The following is a 23,469-nucleotide window of genomic DNA, read 5'->3' on the forward strand; positions in this document are numbered from 1 at the left end:
TCGGCCGGTCCGGGCACGCACCGCCCGCGCCCGCAATGCCGACAGAAGTCACCAGTTAAGGCCGTGACGATCGCTCACTTCAGTTCTGCCCGTTCAGGGCTGGGGCGATCGACGCCAAGCCCCTCCTCCGTCAGGACTTGCCACCGGATGACCATGGCTGAGGTGACAGCAACTGACCTGGATCACATTTCCGACCAGCGATCTGGACTGTAATGGAATGGTGATGGAAGAAAGGGCTTTGCGGCTTACCCGGCCTTACAGTACGACTGTGTAGGCCGATAGCGTGCTGCTCTACGGGAATCCGAAAATCGCAGAATACGGGCGGAATGGACGTCTTCAAGGTTCACGAGCAGCTGATCAGCGACTATGCCGCCTTTACGTCGGGCTTTACTGAGATCGAGGACAGGCGGATCAAGGAGCACATCCGGAAGCGTCTCTCTGAAGGGGAGCAGTGGCCGGACCCGTACCTGTCCCTGAACCCGAACTTCGCGCCCGGCGGGTCCATCACGGATCTCATCCAGCGTGGCATCCTCGTCGAGGAGTGCGAGCGCATCTTCCGCATCGGCAAGGATGACGAGTCAGCCGGTCAAGTCCTCAACCTGCACTGGCACCAGCGTGAAGCTGTGGATATCGCCCGAACCGGCGCAAGTTACGTGCTTACCACCGGGACTGGATCAGGAAAGAGCCTCAGCTATATCGTGCCGATCGTGGATTGGGTGCTCCGACAGAAGGAGCGCGGCGTCTACCAGCCCGGCGTGAAGGCGATCATCGTGTACCCGATGAACGCTCTGGCCAACAGCCAGGTGCACGAGCTCGACAAGTTCCTTAAGGAGGGGTACGGCCCTGGCCGTGAGCCCGTTACGTTCCGCCGCTACACCGGCCAGGAGAAAGGGCACGAGCGGCGACAGATCCTCGCCAATCCCCCGGACATCCTGCTGACCAACTACGTCATGCTCGACCTGGTCCTGACCCGGCCGGGTGAGCGGGACAGCCTCATCACGGCGGCGCGTGGCCTGCGTTGGCTGGTGCTTGACGAGCTGCACACCTATCGTGGACGCCAGGGCGCGGATGTCGCCATGTTGGTTCGCCGCGTACGGGATGCCTGCGAGGCCGATGAGATCCAGTGCGTCGGCACGTCGGCGACGATGACCACCGAGGGCAGCGAGCAGCACCGCCGCGCGAAGGTGGCCGAGACTGCGGGCCGTCTGTTCGGCGTGCCGGTTGCGCGGGCACACGTGATCGGTGAGACCTTGGAGCGTGCCACGACGGCCGATCCGGGCGCCGTGACCAGTCTTAAGATTCCCGAGCAGGATTATGAGAGCTTCGTCGCCGACCCGATCGCCGCATGGGTGGAAGCTCAGTTCGGTGTAGTCGCTGATCCGGCCGCTGGCACGCTGACCCGTCCGCTCCGGCCGCGTACGGTCCGTGAGGCAGCCCGCGATCTGGCCACGCTTAGCGGGCACACGCCGGACGAGTGCGCGGTGGCGATCCAGGAGACGTTGAAGCGAGGCGCGGCGATCGACCATCCGCGGACCCAGCGGCCGGTTTTTGCGTTCCGACTGCACCAGTTCTTGTCCAAGGGCGACGACGTCTATCTGAGCATCGAGCCTGAGGACGTCCGCTACATCACCAGCCGCTACCAGACGGTGGTCCCGGAGGCCGGTAAAGAAAATCACATCCTGGTCCCGGCGTCGTTCTGCCGGGAGTGCGGCCAGGAGTACCTGACCGTGCGGCGAATAGCCAACAAGGGGACCACTCGGTTCACCTCGCGCCGCGACATCGACGCGAGCGGCGAGGAGCTGAACGGCTACCTCTATATCTCCAGCGATTTCCCATGGCCGGACACTCCGAAGATCGCCATAGACGACCAGCGGGTGCCAGAGTCGTGGCTGGAGACATCGACTGACGGCTCCCCCAGCGTCATTGCGGCCAAGCGCAAGCATCTCCCCGAGATCGTCCACGTCACCCCCGACGGTCATCTGAACGAGGACGGCACCCGCGCCGCCTATATCGCCGCGCCGTTCACTTTCTGCCTCGCCTGCCGTACGTCATACGAGCAGGTCCGGGGCAGCGACTTCGCCAAGCTGGGGTCGCTCGCGGTGGAAGGCCGCAGCTCCGCCACCAGCGTGATCAGCTCGACCGTGGTCCGCACACTGCGCGAAGACGCGGAGCTCGAGAAACCTCAGCGCAAGCTGCTGGCCTTCACCGATAACCGGCAGGACGCCAGTCTGCAGGCTGGCCATTTCAACGACTTCGTACAGGTCGTTCAACTCCGAGGTTCTCTGTATCGGGCGCTCCAGGCGACCCCTGACGGCCTCACGCATGAGGTAATCGCCCAGAAGGTGACCGAGGCCCTGAAGCTTGAGTTCGCCGATTTCGCGCAGAACCCCGAGGCCAGGTTCACCGCAGAGCGCAACACGTGGAAAGCACTACGCCAGCTCATCAACTACCGGCTTTACCTGGATCTGGAGCGCGGCTGGCGGATCACCATGCCCAACCTGGAGCAGACCGGTTTATTGAAAGTCGACTACCTGGATCTGCCGGACATCGCCGCGGCTCAGGACCTTTGGGACGGCGCGCATTACGCGCTGCGCGACGACCGATCCGAGCTGCGCGAGGAGCTGTTGCGGACGCTGCTGGACGAGCTGCGCCGCGTCCTGGCGATCGACGCGGACTGCCTGACGGAGCCCGGGTTCGAGCAGATCAAGGAGGAGAGCCGCCACTACCTCAAAGATCCGTGGGCCATGGAGCCGACCGAGAATGTCGTCTACGCTGCGGTCGCCTACCCACGAGCGGGTCAGCGTGGCGGCTTCCGGTCTACCCGCGACCTGCACCTGACCGGCTTCGGCGCCTACGGCAAGTATCTCCTGCGCGAGCACGTGGGCCTGAACCGAGACGACGCGCACGCGATGATCCGCGACATGCTGGCGATCCTCGAACGCTGCGGCATTCTCGCCGAGGAGCGCGATGGCTACCAGCTCAAGGCATCGTCGGTCATCTGGCGGCTCGGCGACGGCAAGTCCGGTGCCGAGGACCGCATCCGTAAGCATGTCGCTGTAGACACAGGCCCTCGGATCAACCCGTTCTTCCAGCGGCTCTACCGGGAAAAGGCGGCCAACCTCGCCGGCCTGCAGGCACGTGAGCACACCGCTCAGGTCATGAACGAGATACGTGCCGTTCGCGAGGAACAGTTCCGCGCCGGCGACCTCCAGGTGCTCTACTGCTCGCCCACGATGGAGCTGGGCATCGACATCGCTAGCCTGAGCGCGGTGGGGATGCGCAACGTTCCGCCCACGCCGGCCAACTACGCTCAGCGGGCGGGCCGCGCGGGGCGATCCGGACAGCCGGCACTCGTGGTCACCTACTGCGCCACCGGTAACGCTCATGACCAGTACTACTTCCGCCACCGCGACCAGATGGTGGCCGGGTCGGTGGCCGCACCTCGGCTCGATCTCACCAACGAGGATCTGATCCGCTCTCACGTCAACGCGATCTGGCTGGCCGAGACGGGGTTACCACTCGACAACTCGATCAGCGGCATCCTCGACATCGACGCCCCCGCATTCCCTCTGCTACCGAAGGTGCGCGCGGCGGTCGTCGGCAGCCACGCCCAGTTACGGGCCGGCGAGCGGGCCCGCATAGTCCTTGCGGAACGCGTCAGCGAGTTGCAGGTCACATCGTGGTGGCACGACGACTGGATCGACAGGACCGTCCACGACGCCTCGAAGGAGTTCGACGCTGCCTTCGACCGTTGGCGTGAGCTCTACCGTACGGCGCAGGCCGAGCGGGAGGAGCAGCACCGCATCATCGGTGACCACTCCACCGGCAAGAGGAATCGTGACATCGCGACCGCCCGCCGCCGGGAGGCCGAAAACCAGCTCAAGCTACTGCGTAACGAGGACTCCGAGGACTTTCAGACTGACTTCTACTCGTACAGGTACCTCGCCTCAGAGGGGTTCCTCCCCGGCTACTCCTTCCCTCGGTTGCCGCTGCGTGCCTACATCGCCGCCCGCAAGGGCAAGACCACGGAAGTCGAGTTCATCCACCGGCCACGGTTCATCGCCATCCGCGAGTTCGGCCCGGACGCCCTCATCTACCACGAGGGCTCGCGCTACCAGGTCAAGGAGGTCCAGCTCGCACCGAACGAGCAGGGCGGCAGCGGGCTGGACACCAAGTCGGCGCGGCGCTGCGAGTTCTGCGGCTACCTGCACGACTCGGTCGTCGGCATCGACGTGTGCGAATCGTGCGGCGGGCGGCTCGGCAAGACCATGCACCGGCTGCTGCGGCTGCAGACCGTCAAGACGGTCCGCCGTGACCGGATCTCCTCCGATGAGGAGGAGCGCCGCCGCGCCGGGTACGACCTGATCACCTCCTATCGGTTCAACGACCATGGTGTAAGACCCGGCCGACTCGACGCGACAGCCGTGCACAACGGCACGCTTTTCGAGCTGCAATACGGCGACACCGCAACGGTGCGGGTTACCAACATGGGCCGCAAACGGCATACGGGCGACGGATTCTGGATCAACGTTCACACTGGTCGATGGCTGACGGAGAAGGACGCGCTGACCCCCGACCCCAACCCGATCGACGACGCTAGCCGCATCGAGGCCAAACAGCAGGTCCTCCCGTACGTCGAGGACCGCCGCAATATCCTGGTCACCCGCATGACCGCGGCTGTGAGCGAGGACACGGCGATCAGCTTCATGTACGCGCTGGAACGCGGGATCGAGGCCGAGTTCCAACTTGAGGACAGCGAACTAGCTAGCGAACTGCTACCTGACGAGGCGCACCGAGGGCGGGCCTTGTTCATCGAGAGCTCCGAGGGTGGCGCGGGCGTGCTACGACGCCTGGTCATGGAGGACGACGCCCTCGCCAAGGCCGCCCGCCGGGCATTGGAGATCGCCCACTTCGACCCCGACACCGGAGAGGACACAGGGGGCGCTATCAATGGCGAGCGTTGCGCCAAGGCCTGTTACGACTGTCTGCTGTCCTTCGGCAACCAGGGCAAACACGAGCAGATCGACCGCCACCTGGCACGCGATCTGCTACTGGCGCTCACCCGAGGCCACGTACCTAAGCATCCGGTGGAGGGGCCCCAGGACATCTGGGAGCCGGTTCGCTACGACGCCGAGCCCAACGATCTGCTGCACGCGTTTGTGTGCTGGCTGGAGGAATGGGAGTACCGCGCGCCGGACAGGCTCAACGCCAATCTGGACGGCGTACGACCGGAGATGGTCTACAACACCCCGAACGGGCAGGTGGCGGTGTTCGTCGACGGCCCTGGCAACACCGCCGATCCGGGCCGGGACGAGGATGCCGAGGACGAGCTTCGCGATCTCGGGTGGAGCGTCATACGTGTCCCCTACGGTGGGGACTACTTGCAGATTGTCAAGAAATACCCGAGTGTCTTCGGAATGAGCCGCAGGGAGCAGCGTTGACCACCGTCTACAGCCCTGGATCGCTGGTCCGCGCTCGTGGCCGCGACTGGGTCGTGCTGCCCGGAACCACCGACAAGTTTCTGGTCGCCCGACCACTGGGCGGCGGCGACGACGAGATCGCCGGCATCCTTACCGACATCGAAACCGTCACGCAGGCCACGTTCCTGCCTCCGCAGGCAGGCGACGCCGGTAACTCGGTGAGCGCCGGGTTGTTACGGACGGCGCTGCGCGTCGGGTTCCGCTCGACGGCCGGTCCGTTCCGATCCCTGGCCGGTCTCGCGGTCGAGCCGCGGCCATACCAGCTCGTCCCCCTGCTGATGGCGCTGCGCCAGGAGACCGTGCGACTGCTGATCGCCGACGATGTCGGCATTGGCAAGACCATCGAGGCGTCCCTGATCGCCGCCGAACTGCTCGCTCAAGGCAGCGCCACCGGTCTGACCGTGCTGTGCAGCCCTGCTCTCGCCGAGCAGTGGCAGGAAGAGCTCGCGAGCAAGTTCCGAATCGACGCCGAGTTGGTCCTGCCGAGCACGATCAAGCGGCTGCACAGGAACGCCATCCTGGCCGATGATGAGTCGATCTTCCATTACTACAAGCACACCGTGGTCTCCACGGACTTCATCAAGTCGCCGGCCCGGATGAAGGAGTTCATCCAGTCGTGCCGCGACCTGGTGATCGTGGACGAGGCACACACGTGCGTCGCGGACGGCTCGACCGGCGGCAGCCGCACCCAGCGCTACAACCTGGTCCGTGACCTGGCTGCCAAGAAGGACCGGCACCTGATTCTGGTCACCGCGACCCCTCACAGCGGCAAGGACGAGGGTTTCCGTAACCTGATCGGCCTGCTTGACCCAGCTCTGCCGAGCCTCGACCTTGACGCCCCGAAGGGCCGCGACGAGCTGGCCAAGCACATGGTGCAGCGCCGGCGCGGCGACATCCGGAAATATCTAGATGAGGAGACTAAGTTCCCGTCCGACCGGCAGACCCACGAGGAGCGTTACTACCTGACTGATGACTACCGGAAGCTTTTCCGGCAGATCATCGAGTACGCCAGGGAGACCGTCCGTGACTCCTCCGGCGGTCAACTCCGCCAGCGGGTGCGCTACTGGTCGATCCTGGCGCTGCTGCGAGCCCTGGCCTCTTCCCCGAAGGCCGCGGCGGCCACTCTGCAGACCCGAGCCAAGAACGTGGAGTCCGAGACGCCTGAGGAAGCCGACCGAATTGGCCGCGCCACCGTCCTCGACATGGCCGAGGACGAGGCCGCGGAGTCGATCGACGTCATCCCCGGCGCCGACGACCTCGATGATGGCGACCAGGCCGAGCGAGCTCGTCTCCTGCGTTTCGCCAGGCAGGCGAGTGCACTGACTGGGAAGGGCGACCCCAAGCTTCGCAAGCTCGGTGACGTGGTCCAAGGGCTTCTCGCCGACGGCTACGACCCCATCGTATTCTGCCGGTTCATCGACACCGCCGAATACGTCGCCGAACACCTGCGTACGATGCTCGGCAAGACCGCACAGGTCGGTTGTGTCACCGGCATGCTCCCGCCGAGCGAGCGCGAGGCCCGCATCGGCGAGCTGAGCGCGATGGAGGGCCGCCACGTCCTAGTCGCCACCGACTGCCTGTCGGAGGGCGTCAACCTGCAGGACGCGTTCCAGGCCGTCGTCCATTACGACCTCGCCTGGAACCCCACCCGCCACGAGCAGCGCGAAGGCCGGGTCGACCGGTTCGGCCAGCCCGTCGACACGGTCCGCGCGGTCACCATCATCGGCGCCGATAACCTCATCGATGAGATCGTCATGCGGGTCCTCATCCGCAAGCATGAGGAGATCCGCAAGAGCCTCGGCGTCAGCGTCCCCGTGCCGAACTCCTCCAACCAGGTCGTCGAAGCGCTGATGGAAGAACTGCTGACCTCGGGCAGCGAGACCTGGCAGCAACTTCCGCTCGACGGCTTCGGCGCGGGCGACCTGCACGCCGAGTGGGAGAGCTCGGCTGCCAAGGAACGGCAATCCCGCACCAAGTTCGCCCAGGTCGGCATCAAGCCGGATGAGGTCGCTCGGGAGCTGGCCGAGACCCGCGCCAGCCTCGGCTCGTCCGGCGAGATCGAGGCGTTCGCCCGCGAGGCCCTGGACGCGCTCGGCGCGTCAATGACTGACCAGGAGTACGGCTTCGCCGCCGTTACCGCCACCCTGCCGACCAGCCTGCGCGACACCCTGCCCCTAGGGCAGGCCCAGCCGCTACCGTTCCACCGCGCCCTCCCGGTGCCTCGCCGCCACGCTCACCTCGACCGCACCGACCCGTCCGTCGGCGGGCTCGCCCGCTACGTGCTCGACAGCGCGCTCAACCCGAAGACCTCCGGCCCGCGGCCCGCACGGCGGTGCGGAGTGATGCGCACCGATGCTGTGCAGCGCCGTACGACGCTGCTGCTCGCCCGGTTCCGGATGCACCTGGAGTTGCCTACAAAAGACGGCAAGAAGCCTCTGGTGGCAGAGGAAGCTCGCGTGCTCGCCTTCCGCGGCAGGCTCGACAACCCCGACTGGCTGTCGCAGGAGGAGGTGGAAGCGCTGCTTGCGGCCGAGCCCAGCGGCAATGTGGCCCCCGATCTTGCTCACGACGACCTCGACCGGCTGATCGCCCCCGAAACTCGCGAACAGCCCGATGGGTCAGAGTGGACTAAGCCCCGGCTGATGTGGCGATTGGAACCCGCGCTCGACGCCGAGGCAGAGGCGATGGCCGAACGGCTACGCGACTCCCATGCTCGCGTACGGGCCGCCTCCCGGCAGAGCGGCATCAGCAAGATTAGCGTCACCGCCAACAAGCCCGCCGACCTGCTCGGCGTTTACATCTACCTTCCCGTCCTCCCGGGAGCCGTGCGATGAGCCGCTCACCATTCCCCTCTGTCCGTACGGCCGGCGGTCTGCTCGCAGCCGACCTGTTCAACAGGGTCCTGAAAGCCGAATCCGGGGAGAGCGCGCTCCCTGGCCGCGAGCCTGAAACGTACGGGCTACTCCCGCACGAGAACGTTCGCGAGGCCGCCGCCCGCGCCTTCGACTACCTCAACGGCGCCTGGCAGGCGTTCACCAAGGAACGGGAGAAGGCCGCTCAAGAAGGCCGGGCACCACGTACTCGGGACCGATGGCTGATCCCGCTGCTGCGTCAGCTCGACTACGGGCACCTGACTGCCGCGGGCGGCCTCACTATCGACGACGTCTCCTACCCAGTCAGCCACCGCTGGGAGCACGTGCCCATCCACCTGCTCGGCTGGAACGTCGACCTCGACCACCGCACCCCCCGCGTCACCGCGCAGGCACCGCAGTCAATGGTCCAGGAGCTGCTGAACCGCAGCGATGATCACCTTTGGGCGGTTTTGTCCAACGGCAGCAAGCTGCGGCTGCTGCGCGACTCCCGGTCACTGGCCGGGTCGGCGTTCGTCGAGTTCGACCTAGAGCTGATCTTCTCCGAGCAGCTGTTCGCGGACTTCGTTCTGCTGTTTCGGCTTGCCCACGCGTCCCGCTTCGCCGTACCGGCCGACAAGACCGCTGCGGACTGCTGGCTGGAGCGCTGGCGGGCCGACGCCGCCCAGGTGGGCGAACGCGCCCTGGCCCGGCTGCGCCAGGGCGTCGAGCAGGCCATCAACACCCTCGGCACCGGCTTCCTCAGGCATCCCTCCAACGACCGGCTGCGCAAGCACCTCGCGGGCACCCTGACCCCGGCCGACGTCGACGAAGAAGAGAACGTCACGCTCGCCGAGATGATCGCTCGCGCGGAGTCTGAGGGCAGATCACACAAGCTCCGCAAGGAGGATTACAACCGAGCGATTCTGCGCCTGGTCTACCGGCTGTTGTTCTGGTTCGTGGCCGAGGACCGTGATGTCCTGCTGATCCCGCTTCCAGAGGACCCAGCGCTCGCCGACGAACGCAAGCACGTCCTAGCCGCGCGGGAACGCTACACCCGCTACTTCTCGGCCCAGCGGCTGCGCGACCGTGCCATCCGCGGCGGCACCGACCACCACGACGACCTTTGGGAGGCCGTACAGCTCGTCCTGAGCGGACTCGGTGAGGAAGAGGGTCGCCGAGAGCTGGCGGTCCCTGGCCTCGGCGGCCTGTTCGAGCGGATCACGCGGTTGGATGACGGCACACCCCTGAAGCGCAGCCGGCCGGACGAGCCGGATGCACCGCTGGAGGGCCTGCGGATCGAGAACGGACGCCTTCTTAAGGCCATCCGCCACCTGGCCGTCGTCGACTCCACATCCCAGCGGCGACCGGTCAACTTCCGCGAACTCGGCTCGGAGGAGCTGGGCAGCGTTTACGAGTGGCTGTTGGAATTCCACGTCGACCTGGACACCACTGCACGCACGTTCACCCTACGGAAGGCGGACGGTAGCGACCGCAAGACCACCGGCTCCTACTACACCCCGTCGTCACTGACTGAGGCGCTGCTCGACACCACGCTCGACCCCGTGCTGGATGAGGCCGCGAGCGGCGCAGACACAGTGGAGGCCAAGGCAGAGGCCCTGCTGAACGTCACGGTCTGCGACCCGGCCTGCGGCTCCGGCCATTTCCTCGTCGCCGCCGCCCGCCGCATCGCTCGCCGCGTCGCGCAGATCCGCTCGGACGAGGACGAGCCTTCCCCCGACCTTGTACGGCAGGCCATGCGCGAGGTCGTGTCACGGTGCATTTACGGCATCGACATCAACGAGATGGCCGCTGAGCTGGCCAAGGTCTCGCTGTGGATCGAATCGGTCGAGCCCGGGAAGCCTCTAGCGTTCCTCGACACCAACATCCGCATCGGCAACGCACTCCTCGGGACGACGCCAGCCCTGATCGACAAGGGCATTCCCAAGGGAGCGTTCAAACCGATCGAGGGCGACGACCGGGCGACTGCCACCGCTGTTGCCGGTGAAAGCGAACGGCAGCGGGAACTTGAAGCCAAGGCCCAGGCGTACCAGGACACATTGTTCGGCAGCGAGACAATCGACTACGGGACTGAAAAAGCCGCCAGCACGACGCGTGAGCTGGTCACCACCATTCCCACGAGCCTGACCGACCTTGCGGCTTATCGGCGACAGCTGCGGATAATCGACGAGTTTCGCCGACCGGCCAAGCGGAAGGCCGATGCCTGGTGCGCGGCCTTCGTCCAGGAGCTCATTCCGGAATACCGGCTCATTCCCATCACCAATGCCGTCCTGGAATGGATTGGACGCACCGAGTTATCCGGGGATGACAAGCGGATAGCCAGCCGGGTAACCGAGCTGGCCACTGCCTACCGGTTCTTCCACTGGCATGTGGAGTTTCCCCACCTGTTTCGCACATCCGCCGACGACCTGGATCCGGGCACCGGCTGGGGCGGCGGTTTCTCCTGCGTGATTGGCAACCCACCCTGGGAGCGGGTCAAGATCCAGGAGAAGGAGTTCTTCGCCTCCCGCAACGAGGACATCGCGAACGCCAAGAATGCCGCCGCCCGCAAGAAGGCCATCGCCGCGCTCAAGGACAGCGATGAGGAGGCCGACCGCGACCTCTACGCCGCGTTCACAAGCGAGCTCCGCCAGGCCGACGGTACGACCCTGCTTTTGCGCGACTCGGGCCGCTACCCGCTGACCGGCCGTGGGGACATCAACACCTACGCCGTGTTCGCCGAGACCGGCAGGATGGTCATCTCCCCGCACGGCCGGGTCGGCATGGTCCTGCCCACCGGCATTGCCACTGACGCCACCACCCAGTTCTTCTTCAATGATCTCGTCGAACACGACCGACTCGTCCACGTGTACGGCTTTCGCAACAATCGAGGTCTCTTTAAGGGAGTCGGACACGGGGACGTCCGCTTCTGCCTACTTGGCTTCACTGGCTCGCGTGGCGGGGTCGCTGCAGCTAAGTTCGCATTCGATCTCGGGCTACCTAACGAGATCAAGGATTCCGCGGTGGTCTACACTCTCTCGCCGACGGACATCAGCCTGGTGAATCCCAACACAGGCAACTGCCCCACCTTCAAGAGCCCAGATGACGCACGCATTACCCTCGGCATCTATCGCCGCGTCCCCGTGCTTTGGCAGGAGTCCCCCGAGCGCAACCTCTGGGATCTGTCGTTCCTGGCCATGCTGCACATGGCCAACGACTCCAGTCTCTTCCGGCCCAGCGCGGCCGACGACGAGACTCTGCAGGACATGCTCGACGACGGCTGGAACTTCTACGGCAACGTCCTCGTCCGCGACGGTGAACGACTCCTGCCCCTATACGAAGGCAAGATGCTATGGCATTTTGATCATCGATTCGCGGACTACCGGGACCGGGCGCAAGATCGAGTTGATTACATCTTGCCGCGAACGTCCAGTGATCAAAAGGCAGATCCCCGGTTTGACGTACTTCCCCAGTACTGGGTGCCGGAGCAGTCCGTCGAGAATCGGCTCTGTCCGAAGGACAACCTCCGCGCCAGCCGGGTGCGCCGGTGGGACCGCGGCTGGCTGCTCGGCTGGCGCGACATCTGCCGCAGCTCCGATGTTCGCACGATGATCATCTCCGCACTCCCTCGCACAGCGACCCCTGACGCCACATTGCTGATGCTTCCGGGTCATGGCCTTGCCGATGGACTTCTTGGCAATCTGTCATCGTTCGTCCTCGACTACGTTGTCCGGCAGAAGAGCAGCGGAACCCACCTGAAGTACTTCACTGTCCGCCAGCTTCCGGTGCTGCCGCCTTCGGCGTACGAAAAGGAATGTCCGTGGGACCCGGACAAGCAGCTGGATGATTGGGTGCGGGCGCGGGTGTTGGAGCTCGCCTATACCTCTTACGACATGGAGGCATTCGCCCAAGACCATGGCGACGACGACCCGCCGTACCGATGGGACGAGGAGCGGCGGTTTTGGCTACGGGCCGAGCTTGACGCGGCCTACTTCCACCTTTATGGCGTCACTCGCGACGACGTCGACTACATCATGGACACATTCCAGGCGTTCCGGAACGTCAATCTCGACCTGTTCACCCGCACGAAGAAGACGATCGGCGAGATCTACGACGCCATAAGCGACGCGATCGTCGAGCGCAAGCCGTACCAGACACTCCTCAAGCCCCCACCCGGCGACGGCCCTCGCCATCCTGTGTGGCCACGCCCTACGCATCCAGAGGGTGACCGTGGCTGAATCAGTCCGCATTGAGGCAATGTTCCATACCGCGATGGAGCTCCTCCGGGACAATCTGGAACCACTGACCAAGCAACAGGTCATGGATCTGGTCGCGAGCCGATTCGAGTTCACCGAATACGAGGACCATCGCGACGATCAGGGCCGTCCCCGCTGGCGGGTGATGCTCGGCTGGCGAACCGGTGACGCCGCCACGATCGGCTGGATTATCAAGCGCGGAGGTCAGTGGTCTCTCACCGATGCCGGCATCGAAGCACTGGAAACCTACTCGCAATCCGAGCTTTTCGCTGAGCTCGTCCGTCGATATCAGGAGATCAGAAAGCATCGCCTGCAGGCGCAGAAGGCGCTGTCAGGCAATGAGCAGCTGATCGCCAACGCCCTCGGTGTCGTTCCGGCCGGTAGCTGGACGTCCTACAAGGACCTTGCTGCGGCGACGGGCCTTGCTGAAGCACAGCTACCCCACTTCCTCGCGCACGTCGACATCTCCGGTGCCCACCGTGTGGCCTACGAGGACGGCAGCCTTCCTGAGGAAGGCATGCGCTACTACCGGTACAGGGGCGGCGATGTCGCTCAGACTCTCAAGGCAGAGGGGGCCGCCTTCGACGAAGAAGGCAAGCTGTCCCTGGAAAATCATGTGCCAGGCTGGGAGATCCAGGAGCGATTAGCGGAGCTTCCGTCGCCTGATCTCGAGTCTGCGGTCCGCCGCGCCTGGCTGATACGTGGATCGTCAGTTGATGGACGCGATCTCGTGCCCATCTGGCTGCACAAGGAGTCGGCGTCGCTGGCGGCGTCCAGCCTGCGGGAGATTGTCATCCCGGTCGGCCGGGACGAGTTGAAGACGATCGTCGAGGAGGACTATCAGCACAAGTCGTACGCGGTCCGGGAGGCAAAGCTCGCCGAGTTCGATGCGTTTTGCAACCGGATGCGGTCCGACGACTATGTGCTCACCACCACCCAGGGCAAGACGTACGTCGGGCGGATCACCGGAGATGCCGTCTACACAGCCTCCACCGACAAGCGCTCCAACCTTCGCCGTCCGGTCGAGTGGGTGAATGCGACCCGGCCAGTACCGTTCGCGAACCTGGCGCAGCCGCTCCCGGCCAAGCTGCACAGCCAGTCGGACGTGGTCGAGCTGACCGAGAACATCGCCGCTGTCGAGGAGCTGTTGACTGCCCTCGGCATCGACCTCGGGAAGAGTACGACTGAACCGCCCAGGGAGCTGGCCTTCCCAGCCATCGCGCAGGACCTGGCCGACGAGATCCTGATCGACCAAGGGCAGCTCCAGCGATTCGCCGACCTGCTGTGGGAGAACAAGCAACTCATCCTGTACGGCCCGCCCGGCACCGGTAAGACGTTCATCGCCCGCAAGCTGGCCGGAGAGCTCGCCGAGCCAAGCGCGGTCAAGCTGGTGCAGTTCCACCCGTCCTACACCTACGAGGACTTCTTTGAAGGGTTCCGTCCCGTGCAACGCTCGGACGGGCAACTGGCCTTCGAGCTGCGGCCGGGGCCCTTTCGGCAGCTCGTGGAGGCGGCTCGGCAGCATCCGTCCGATCCGTACATCCTCATCATCGACGAGATCAACCGGGCGAATCTGGCCAAGGTTTTCGGCGAGCTGTACTTCCTGCTCGAATACCGCGACGATGCCATCGGGTTGCTGTACTCGGCGGAGTCCGACTTCACCCTGCCGCCCAACGTGTTCGTCATCGGCACCATGAACACCACCGACCGGTCGATCGCCCTGGTGGACGCGGCGATGCGCCGCCGGTTCCGGTTCGTCGAGCTGCACCCGGGCCTCGACCCCGTCAGGGGCCTCCTCGGCCGGTGGCTGGAGGACCTACGCAAGACCGACGAGCTTGCCGTACACAACCTGGACGCCCCCAAGGTACTCGACGCACTCAACGCCCGCATTGAGGACCATGATCTGGCGATCGGTCCCTCCTACCTGATGAAACCTGGCATCTACCACCGGGAGGACGGCCTGGCCGTCGTCTGGGAAACTGCGATCTTGCCACTACTCGCCGAGCATCACTACGGCAGCCCGCCCACCGTCCTCGACCGCTACCGCCTTTCCGCTCTCCGCCGAGCGCTGGCCGTACTGGAATGAACCAGATAGAGGTCGCCGAGACCGGTCAGGCCCTGGTGCGGCTCGCGCACGAGCAGGGGCGCCAGCTCGCGGACTCCGGTGTCGTGGAGGCGCGGCCATCGCCGTACGAGACGGATCTGTGGGAGATCACGCCGCGTGGCAAGGTGGGCGTCGCCCTCGTCGGGGACGTCGAGGTGTGGGTGACCCCGAAACTGGCGATCGACCGGCTGCTATTCCTCGTCGGGTACGCGACCGACCCGAAAGGGTGGCGAGACGAGACCGTCCACCTTGACGTCCGAGAAGGACTGATCCCGGCCGTGACACAAGCGCTGTGGCGGCAGACCGGGCACGCCCTGCGGCAAGGGCTGTTGCAGGGCTATCGGACGGTGGAGGAGTCTACATACGTGCTTCGCGGGCGGCTCCGGGAGGGCGACCAGCTGCGGCGGCACCACGGCCGGGTCATCCCGATGGAGATTCGCCACGACGACTTCACCGTCGACATCCCGGAGAACCAGATCCTGCTGGCGGCCGTCACGCAGCTGCTGACCCTGCCACGGGTGGACGGGGAGTCACGGCGGCGGTTGGCCGCACTGCGGGCGCGACTATCAGAGGTGTCCAGCCTGGTCCGGGGCACCGCGCTGCCGGCCTGGCACCCATCACGGTTGAACACCCGTTACCACACCGCGCTGCGGCTGGCAGAGATCGTGTGGCAGGCGACATCCCCCGAGCACTCCCCCGGCGGGGTGATTGCCAACGGATTCCTCTTCAATCTCCCGAAGATCTTCGAGGACTTCGTGACCGTGGCCGTCTCCGAGGCGTTACACGGGCAGTACGGCGGAGCCGCCTACTCGCAGTACCAATGCTACTTAGATGAGGCGCTGACGGTTCGGATGCGGCCCGACCTGGTGTGGGAGGTGAACAGCCGCCCTGTGGCGGTAGCGGATGCCAAGTATAAGCAGGAAAAACCGGCTGGGTATCCGGACGCGGACCTGTATCAATTGCTGGCCTACTGTACGGCGCTGCGGCTGCCACGCGGGCATCTGATCTACGCCAAGGGAAGCGCGCAGGCGGCCTTACACGTCGTACGGCATGCGGGGATTGAGATTGTCTGTCACGCGCTCGACCTCTCCGAGCCGCCCGAGGTGGTTCTGTCGCAAGTGAGTCGTATCGTGGCCGAACTGGCAGCGGAGTCTCAGACGGCCTGAGGGAGAATCGCGTGGCACGGCTGAGCATCGACAGCAGCTTCCTGTGGGAGTTCGACAAGCTGGAGCGCTCGATGCAGAAGAAGGCCGAGGAGACCTTCGCCAAATTCCAGGCGCCACTCACACCGGCATCCACCTGGAGAAGATCAACGCTCCCACGAACGGCTGCCATCGATTCGGATCGACGACACCTACCGCGGCATCGTCCTCGCGCCGGACGACGGCGACCTCTACATGCTGCTCAAGATAGGTCATCACGACTAGTTGTATATGTGGGCGCGCCGCCTCCGGGTCCCTGTCAATCGCGCGGTCGGCGTCATCGAGATCGCCGACGTCGTAGCGGTCGAGGAGGCCACAGCCAAGAAGTCCCCCAAATATGCTGCGAGGTGGTTCACCCAAGTGAGCGAAGCAAAACTACCCGTAAACAGTACAGGCGGTGCCATCATGCGTGAGGGTGACGTGGCCATGTTCGTTGACGGCCCGGATCACAACGCAGTCGAGGTGAAGCTGAGGTACGGACAGGCGAAGGGCAGACTGTCGGAGCAAGGCTGGCTGGTGTTCCGCTACGACGGTTGGGAGCAGCTCGTGAGAAAGTTCCCCAGCATCTCCCTTCACAGGCGGAGAGCCTGATGACGGGTCTTTCCGTACGGGACGACTCGATACAGGACTACCCGCCCGGAGCACTGGTGCGAGCCCGTGGTCGTGATTGGGTAGTGCTGCCAGAGAGCACCGCTGACCTCGTGGTGGCCCGCCCGTTGAACGGTGACGGCGAGTTTATAACTGGGCTGTTCCGAGACGAGATCAGCCCTGCGGAGTTCCTACCGCCAGTGCCCGCGCCGGGAGGCATCGGCGACCACCAGGCCGCATCACTGTTGCGTACCGCGCTGCGGCTGGGTTCCGCGGCAAGCACCGGGCCGCTACGGTCGCTCTCCGAGATTGCCGTTACCCCACGGCGGTACCAGCTCGTGCCCCTGTTGCTCGCCCTGCGGCAGCAGACAGTACGGCTCCTTATCAGCGACGATTTCGGTATCGGCAAGACAGTTGAAGCTGGGCTCATCGCCAAGGAATTACTCGCCCAAGGAGACGCGCGAGGACTTGTAGTGATATGCCCTCCGGCGCTGGTTGAGCAATGGCGGGATGAGCTGGCCGAGAAGTTCGCCATAGATGCAGAGCTAGTTTTGCCCTCAACTGCGGCGCGTCTGCAGAGGGTGGCGGGAGACGACTCGATCTTCGAACGCTACCCGTTTACCATCGTCTCCACAGAGTTCATAAAACAGGAGCGGCACTGGGACCTGTTCGCCCGTACATGTCCTGACCTCGTCATCGTCGACGAGGCGCACACTTGCGTCAGCTCGGCCGGTAGTGGGCAACGCCAGAAGCGATATGAGCTACTGCGCAGGATCGCCGACAACACGCTCCCCGATGGACGTCTTCGTCATCTCCTTCTCGTCACCGCCACACCGCATTCGGACGAGGAGGCATTCCGCCAGCTACTCAGCCTGCTCGCACCAAAGCTCGCCGAGCTGGATTTGGAGCAGCGACGGGGTCACGAGGAGCTGGCCAGGCACTTCGTTCAGCGTCGCCGTCGCGATATTCGCCGTTACCTCGATGAAGAGACGCCATTCCCGACTGACCGGCAGTTCCGCATGGTCGCCTACACTCACACGCCGATCTATGCCGATCTACACCATCACACGCTTGCCTTTGCTCGCGAAACAGTTCGCGGCGCCGAGGGAGAGCGAACCCGTCGGGTCCGCTGGTGGTCGGCGCTTGCCATGCTGCGTTCTACCGCTTCCTCGCCTCGTGCCGCTGCGGCCACTTTCCAGACACGCTCAGCGACAGCAGCGACTGAGACCATCGCCGAAGCCGATGAACTGGCCAGCCGCAGCAGTTACGACCTGCTCGAGGACGAGGCGTTGGAAGGGATCGATGCGGCGCCCGGCGCCGATGACGAGACCCTACCGGAGAGCACCCGCGGGCACCTGCGGGCACTCGCCACCGAGGCCCTCGCGTTGGAGGGCACCCGCCACGATGCCAAACTCGCCACCGTTATTTTCGAGGTCAATTCCCTGCTGAGAGACGGCTACGACCCGATCGTGTTCTGCCGGTACATCCCCACCGCCGAGTACGTCAGTGATCATCTACGGAAGGCTCTCGGCAAAAAGGCGGCCATCGATGTGGTGACCGGTACGCTGCCGCCATCCGAGCGGGTCGCGCGGATCAACCACCTCACAGTCCAACCAGGGCGGCACGTGCTCGTGACCACCGACTGTCTGTCGGAGGGGGTAAATCTCCAGAATCACTTCCAAGCGGTCATCCATTATGACCTGGCCTGGAATCCCACGTTGCATGAGCAGCGCGAGGGCCGGATCGATCGATTCGGCCAACGACGCGCATACCTGCGGTCCGTTGCCCTTTACACCGAGGACAACGGGATCGACAACGTCATTCTTGAAGTTCTGATCCGCAAGCATCAGGCGATCGCGCGGCAGACCGGCATGCCTGTACTGGTGCCCGTGCCCGCTGATGGCGTACTGAATGCCCTCGTGGAAGGGTTACTGCTCGGTGAGGAGCATCCCGGACAGCTTGCATTGGATGCCGCTGTAATACAGCAGCGAAACAACCTGCATCATGTCTGGCAAAGCTCTGCCGATCGGGAGATCGAGGTACTCAGAAAGTACGCCTACTCCGGAGTCGAACTGGACGAAGTGAAGGACCTAATCGTCGACCTACAGTCCACCCTGGCAACGCCGGCGGAGGTACGCGCCTTCGTTAGGCATGCGCTACATGAGTACGGCGCCGTCATCGTTCCCAGGCAAGACGGCTTCATCGCACAGACGACGGGACTAGATTCTGCGGTACGCGACGCATTGGGACTGACTGGTGGCGCGAATGAACTGGTCTTCCAAGGCGACCTGCCAGTACTGCCCGGCCAGCACGCACTCGTGCGCAGCGATCCTGCAGTTGTCGGGCTCGCTCGGGCTGTACTCGAAAGCGCACTAGACGAGGCGCCCGACGATGGCGGTACTTCGGAGGAAAAACAGCATCGCAACCCTGCCGCCCGGTGTGGCGTGATCCGGACCACCGCAGTGAGCACCCGGACTGTTCTGCTGTTGGCTCGCTACCGGTTCCGCCTCACGTTTCCTGGCGCGGCCTACCCCCGTATGGTGATTGCTGAGGACACCCAAATGCTCGCCTACCGCGCCAATGCCGGCGGTCGAGAATGGCTGCCTACCGAGGAGATCAGTGCACTGCTGACCGCAAAGCCAGAGAACACTCTGGAGGAGTTCGTGCTCAATCAAGCCAAACGCGCTGTCGCCGAGCTTGACGAGGTGCGGGACGCACTCGACGCTCGCGGTGCCGAGCTTGCTGAACAGCTTCGCGATACCCATGAACGAATCCGGACGGTGGCCGCAAGAAAGAAGGGTGGCTTGAAAGTGGAGCCACACGAGAGCGTCGACGTGCTGGGCGTCTATGTCTTCACTCCTCCGGGAGAGGCACAATGAGACGCTCCGAGACAACCTATTCCGCCGTCAGCATCGAGGGTGGCCTACTCACCCACGATTTAATCAAACGCATCACTCAAGGCAAAGGCAACCTGCCAGGTAACCTGCCCGAGGACTACTACCTCTTAGCGGGTGAGCAGCTAAAAGATGCCGCCAGCCGCCATTGGGACTACCTATTAGGCGTGTACCGGACTTTCCAGCAACGGCTCAACCGACCGTCCGGTACGTCGATGACGACGTTGACTACGGAACACTGGTTGCTAGTGTTGCTGAACGAGCTCGGCTTCGGCCGAGTTCTACAGGAAGGCACCCTTACCACAGACAAAGAGTCCTATCCGATCAGCCATTCGTGGGGCCATTTACCGATTCACATCGTCGGCTGGGATCGTGGCCTCGACCAGCGCATCGCCAGCGACAACAAGGCCACTCAAGCGCCGCAATCGATGCTGCAGGAGTTTCTCAACGCGAGCGACAATCACCTGTGGGGCCTGCTCTCTAATGGCAAATTATTGCGCACCCTGCGAGCCTCAACTTCCTTAGTCGGATCGTCCTATATCGAGTTCGACCTAGAAGCAATCTTCGGTGGAGAGCTCTATGCCGACTTCGTACTGCTGTTTGCGCTGCTGCACTCCTCACGGTTCGAGGTATCCAAGACTACGGACGGATCAGCGACACCTTCCGATTGCTGGCTGGAACGATGGCACACGTACGCGATGCAGACCGGAATTCGGACACAGGACGAACTGCGAGTCGGCATTAAACAAGCCCTAGAAGAGCTGGGAACCGGGTTCATCGAGGTCAACCCGTCCCTGCGGGAGGCACTGAAGCGAGGGCCAGATCACGGCGGGATCTCCGCCCATGACTTCCGGCATGAGCTCCTACGGCTGGTCTACCAGTTGGTTTTCCTATTTGTTGCTGAAGACTCTGATGTGCTTCTGAAGCAAGATCCGAATCCACCGCCAGGCGAGACCAACGAGGAGCGTGCACAGCGGGAGCGGCGGCGTGCCGTTCTCCAGGCCGCCCGCGAACGCTACAGCACGTACTTCTCCACCGCACGACTGCGTCACATCGCCCGCTGTAGACGCGGCGACAGGCACCGTGATCTTTGGCGCGGTTTGCTGATCGTGCTGAACGCTCTCGGCACGGACGGAGGCAAGCCTGAGCTAGCTCTTCCCGAACTCGGCGGACTGTATTTCCGCGGGGGCGCGCCGAGAGATGAGTCCCCCTCGTCTGACTTGCTGGGCGACTGTGAGATGCCGAACGACCGGCTCCTGACTGCGGTCCGGCTTTTGAGTCAGGTCCCCGACGAGAAAGGGCGCGGCCAGTACATCGACTTTATGCATCTCGGCGCGGCGGACCTGGGCAGTGTGTACGAATCATTGCTAGAGCTGGATCCGCTGCCCGACACTGTGGCCATGCGCTTCCAGCTGGAAGCAAAAGGCATGGGTCATGAGCACAAGGCCGCAGGGTCGTACTACACGCCCGCACCGTTGATCGAGTCACTGATCGATACCGCTCTTGACCCAGTGATCGAGGAGTTTGCCGCCTCGGGCATCCCCGATGACCTGCTAAATATTACGGTTTGCGACCCCGCATGCGGGTCCGGACACTTCCTTGTCGCAGCAGCCCGACGCATTGCCCGCCGATATGCTTCCATGTACTCGGGTGACGATGAACCCACCCTCGAAGCGACTCGTGACGCACTCAGCAAGGTTATCCGGCATTGTGTATATGGCGTCGATGTCGATCCACTCGCCGCCGAACTAGCTAAGGTATCGCTCTGGCTAGAGTCATTGGAGCCGGGGAAACCACTGGCGTTCCTTGACGCGCATATCAAGGTTGGAAACTCCCTGCTTGGCGTGACTCCGAAACTGCTCAAAGATGGCATCCCGGACGCCGCCTTTAAGGTGGTTGGCGACGACGACCCTGCGGTCGTACGCGAACTTAGAACCGCAAACCAGAGGGTCCGAGATGTGGGGCAGTTCAGCCTGTTCGATAGGGGCGTCCTCGTCAGCGCTGGCAACCTCCAGCTGGGAGTCGACGTCAGCGAGATCGCGACTATGCGCGGCAATACCCTCGCCGATATCCGTGAGCAGGCCCGCCGCTACCGCGAGCTGCAGAACTCGCCGGCGAAGCTGCATAAGACACAGATTGCCGACGCCTGGTGCGCAGCCTTCGTATGGCCCAAGCGCAAGGATGCCCCGCCCGCGATCACAACGCAGACGATCCGAGAGCTCAGCGAGGACATCGCGCTACCCGACGACAGTGCCGAGCTGCTAGGGAAACTGACCAGCCGATACGGGTTCTTCCACTGGCATCTCGAGTTCCCGGAGATCTTTCAGGTCGTGGACGAAGAGACCACCGACGCAAACCCCGACACTGACTGGCAGGGCGGCTTCTCCTGCGTACTCAGCAACCCTCCGTGGGCACGGGTGAAGCTGCAGGAAAAGGAATTCTTCACAACCCGCCACGCGGAAATCGCCAAGGCTCCAAATGCCGCCGCACGCAAGAAGCTTATCAAGGCACTAGCCGACACCGACGACCTCGCCGAACGTGCGCTGTATCAGGAGTATTATGCCGCTCTGCGTGAGTCGATGGGCTGGTTGCAGTTGTCCTGCGACTCGGGCCGTTATCCGTTGACCGGCCATGGCGACGTAAAAACCTACGCGATGTTCGCTGAAACCGCCCGTACGATTACAGGTCCACGCGGACGAAGTGGTCTTGTACTACCTACGGGCATCGCCACCGACGCCACTACAGCTAAGTTCTTTGCAGATTTGGTGCGAAAACGCGCACTTTCCTCCTTATTCGACTTTGAAAATGAAGAGCACGTATTATCGGACATACACAGGCAATTCCGATTCTGCCTCTTTAGCATGCTTGGGCCCGGACTGAATGGCAGCTCAATTTCGCTGGCATTCCGGACACGACGGGCCGAACAACTCCCCGGGACGACATTCCCTCTGACTCCGGAGGACATTGAGCGAATCAATCCCAATACACTGACCTGCCCAGTTTTCGACACGCGGCGTGACGCCGAGATCATAAAGAAGATCTACAGCAAGGTTCCGGTGCTATGGCTGGAGAAGTCGGAGTCAAACTCTTGGGGATTATCGTTCATGGCCATGCTGCATATGGCGAATAATTCGAATCTATTTCACACTCAAGACGACGTGGAGGTTAGGGAAGAGGGGTGGCGATTGCAGGGTAATGTCTTCGTCCGGAATGTGGGCCAGAACATGGAGCGCATGATGCCGCTCTACGAGGCTAAAATGATTCATCACTTTGACCATCGGTTCTCCACATACGAAAGCGCTACTGAAGCACAGCTCAACAAAGGAAAGGCGTCTCGCGTAACGCCCGACCAGCACGCCAACCCTGACCGCGTTGTGCTCCCACGTTACTGGGTTGAGGAAAAAGAGATTAACGACCGGCTCGACAGCCGCTGGGACAGCGACTGGCTGCTCGGCTGGCGCGACATCACCCGTAGTTCCGACGAACGAACCATGATCGCAACTGCGCTACCGCGTGTCGCGGTAGGCCACAACTTGCCGCTGATTATGCCAAAAAAACAAGGCCCGCTACTACACGCCAACCTCAGCAGCTTCGTACTTGACTATGTCGCTCGACAGAAGTTCGCTGGTACGTCTTTTACATATTTCATCCTCAAACAGCTACCAGTGATTCCACCAGAACGATACGGCCAACCGGTCGAATGGCTGAGAGGCGACTCTTTGGCAAACTGGATCAAAAAGCGGATGCTAGAGCTCACATATACAGCCTGGGACATGGAGTCGTTCGCTCGTAACCTTGGCGACGATGGACCGCCATTTGTATGGAACGAGGAGCGTCGCTTCTCGATACGCACTGAGCTTGACGCCGCATACTTCCATCTCTACGGCGTGGAACGCGACGAAGCCGTTTACATCATGGATAGCTTCCGAGCATTTCGGAACAACGACCCAGTTCGGTTCATGCACACCAGGGCGACAATTCTTGAGACCTACGACGCGATGGCGAATGCTGCAGCATCACGCAAGCTGTACCGAACTCCCCTAGACCCGCCCCCCGGTCGAGGACCGCGCCACCCAGAGCACTGATCCAAGCTGAC

The 23,469-nt window shown here is 63.4% G+C and carries 9 protein-coding genes; 8 read left to right on the forward strand and 1 reads right to left on the reverse strand.

Features of this window, described 5'->3' with window-relative positions; all coding sequences use genetic code 11:
• The first annotated feature begins 326 nt into the window (after positions 1-326).
• Genes ACLQ2R_RS30505 through ACLQ2R_RS30525 form a run of 5 tightly spaced genes read left to right on the forward strand, consistent with a single transcriptional unit; the run spans position 327 to position 15,855 of the window.
• Positions 327-5,441, forward strand: coding sequence for a DEAD/DEAH box helicase (locus ACLQ2R_RS30505; protein WP_425964433.1), 5,115 nt, complete (start codon positions 327-329; stop codon positions 5,439-5,441).
• Complete coding sequence (locus tag ACLQ2R_RS30510; protein ID WP_425964435.1) at positions 5,438-8,314, forward strand: helicase-related protein; 2,877 nt, start codon at positions 5,438-5,440, stop codon at positions 8,312-8,314. The genes ACLQ2R_RS30505 and ACLQ2R_RS30510 overlap by 4 nt, the downstream gene beginning before the upstream one ends.
• On the forward strand, positions 8,311-12,567 hold the full coding sequence (locus ACLQ2R_RS30515) for an Eco57I restriction-modification methylase domain-containing protein (RefSeq protein ID WP_425964436.1): 4,257 nt from the start codon (positions 8,311-8,313) through the stop codon (positions 12,565-12,567). Before ACLQ2R_RS30510 ends, ACLQ2R_RS30515 begins: the two co-directional genes overlap by 4 nt.
• Entirely contained in the window at positions 12,560-14,671 is a 2,112-nt protein-coding gene (locus tag ACLQ2R_RS30520) for an AAA family ATPase (RefSeq protein WP_425964438.1), read from the forward strand. Before ACLQ2R_RS30515 ends, ACLQ2R_RS30520 begins: the two co-directional genes overlap by 8 nt.
• Positions 14,668-15,855, forward strand: a complete 1,188-nt coding sequence (locus ACLQ2R_RS30525) for an McrC family protein (protein WP_425964440.1) — start codon at positions 14,668-14,670, stop codon at positions 15,853-15,855. Before ACLQ2R_RS30520 ends, ACLQ2R_RS30525 begins: the two co-directional genes overlap by 4 nt.
• Before the next feature lie 117 nt (positions 15,856-15,972).
• Here the strand turns inward: ACLQ2R_RS30525 and ACLQ2R_RS30530 are convergent, their stop codons facing one another.
• Positions 15,973-16,107: a hypothetical protein gene (locus tag ACLQ2R_RS30530; protein WP_425964442.1), complete on the reverse strand. Its 135-nt coding sequence runs from the start codon at positions 16,105-16,107 to the stop codon at positions 15,973-15,975.
• Between the two features lie 15 nt (positions 16,108-16,122).
• Between ACLQ2R_RS30530 and ACLQ2R_RS30535 the strand changes: the two genes are divergently transcribed.
• The 3 genes from ACLQ2R_RS30535 to ACLQ2R_RS30545 are packed head-to-tail and all read left to right on the forward strand — an operon-like array spanning position 16,123 to position 23,458.
• Positions 16,123-16,482 (forward strand): hypothetical protein, encoded by a 360-nt coding sequence (locus ACLQ2R_RS30535; RefSeq protein WP_425964444.1) that lies wholly within the window; start codon positions 16,123-16,125, stop codon positions 16,480-16,482.
• A complete protein-coding gene (locus tag ACLQ2R_RS30540) occupies positions 16,482-19,358 on the forward strand; it encodes a helicase-related protein (RefSeq protein ID WP_425964446.1) in 2,877 nt (958 codons plus the stop codon). The genes ACLQ2R_RS30535 and ACLQ2R_RS30540 overlap by 1 nt, the downstream gene beginning before the upstream one ends.
• Positions 19,355-23,458, forward strand: coding sequence for an Eco57I restriction-modification methylase domain-containing protein (locus ACLQ2R_RS30545; protein ID WP_425964448.1), 4,104 nt, complete (start codon positions 19,355-19,357; stop codon positions 23,456-23,458). Before ACLQ2R_RS30540 ends, ACLQ2R_RS30545 begins: the two co-directional genes overlap by 4 nt.
• The last annotated feature ends 11 nt before the right edge of the window (positions 23,459-23,469 follow it).

It is taken from the genome of Streptosporangium sp. DT93, assembly GCF_049844535.1.
Classification (GTDB): Bacteria; Actinomycetota; Actinomycetes; order Streptosporangiales; family Streptosporangiaceae; genus Streptosporangium.

Excerpts from the sequence above, each read along its gene's own strand:
- ACLQ2R_RS30505 (WP_425964433.1), top strand. The coding sequence starts at position 327 with ATGGACGTCTTCAAGGTTCACGAGCAGCTGATCAGCGACTATGCCGCC.
- ACLQ2R_RS30515 (WP_425964436.1), top strand. The coding sequence starts at position 8,311 with ATGAGCCGCTCACCATTCCCCTCTGTCCGTACGGCCGGCGGTCTGCTC.
- ACLQ2R_RS30525 (WP_425964440.1), top strand. The coding sequence starts at position 14,668 with ATGAACCAGATAGAGGTCGCCGAGACCGGTCAGGCCCTGGTGCGGCTC.
- ACLQ2R_RS30530 (WP_425964442.1), bottom strand. The coding sequence starts at position 16,107 with ATGACCTATCTTGAGCAGCATGTAGAGGTCGCCGTCGTCCGGCGCGAG.
- ACLQ2R_RS30535 (WP_425964444.1), top strand. The coding sequence starts at position 16,123 with ATGTGGGCGCGCCGCCTCCGGGTCCCTGTCAATCGCGCGGTCGGCGTC.
- ACLQ2R_RS30540 (WP_425964446.1), top strand. The coding sequence starts at position 16,482 with ATGACGGGTCTTTCCGTACGGGACGACTCGATACAGGACTACCCGCCC.
- ACLQ2R_RS30545 (WP_425964448.1), top strand. The coding sequence starts at position 19,355 with ATGAGACGCTCCGAGACAACCTATTCCGCCGTCAGCATCGAGGGTGGC.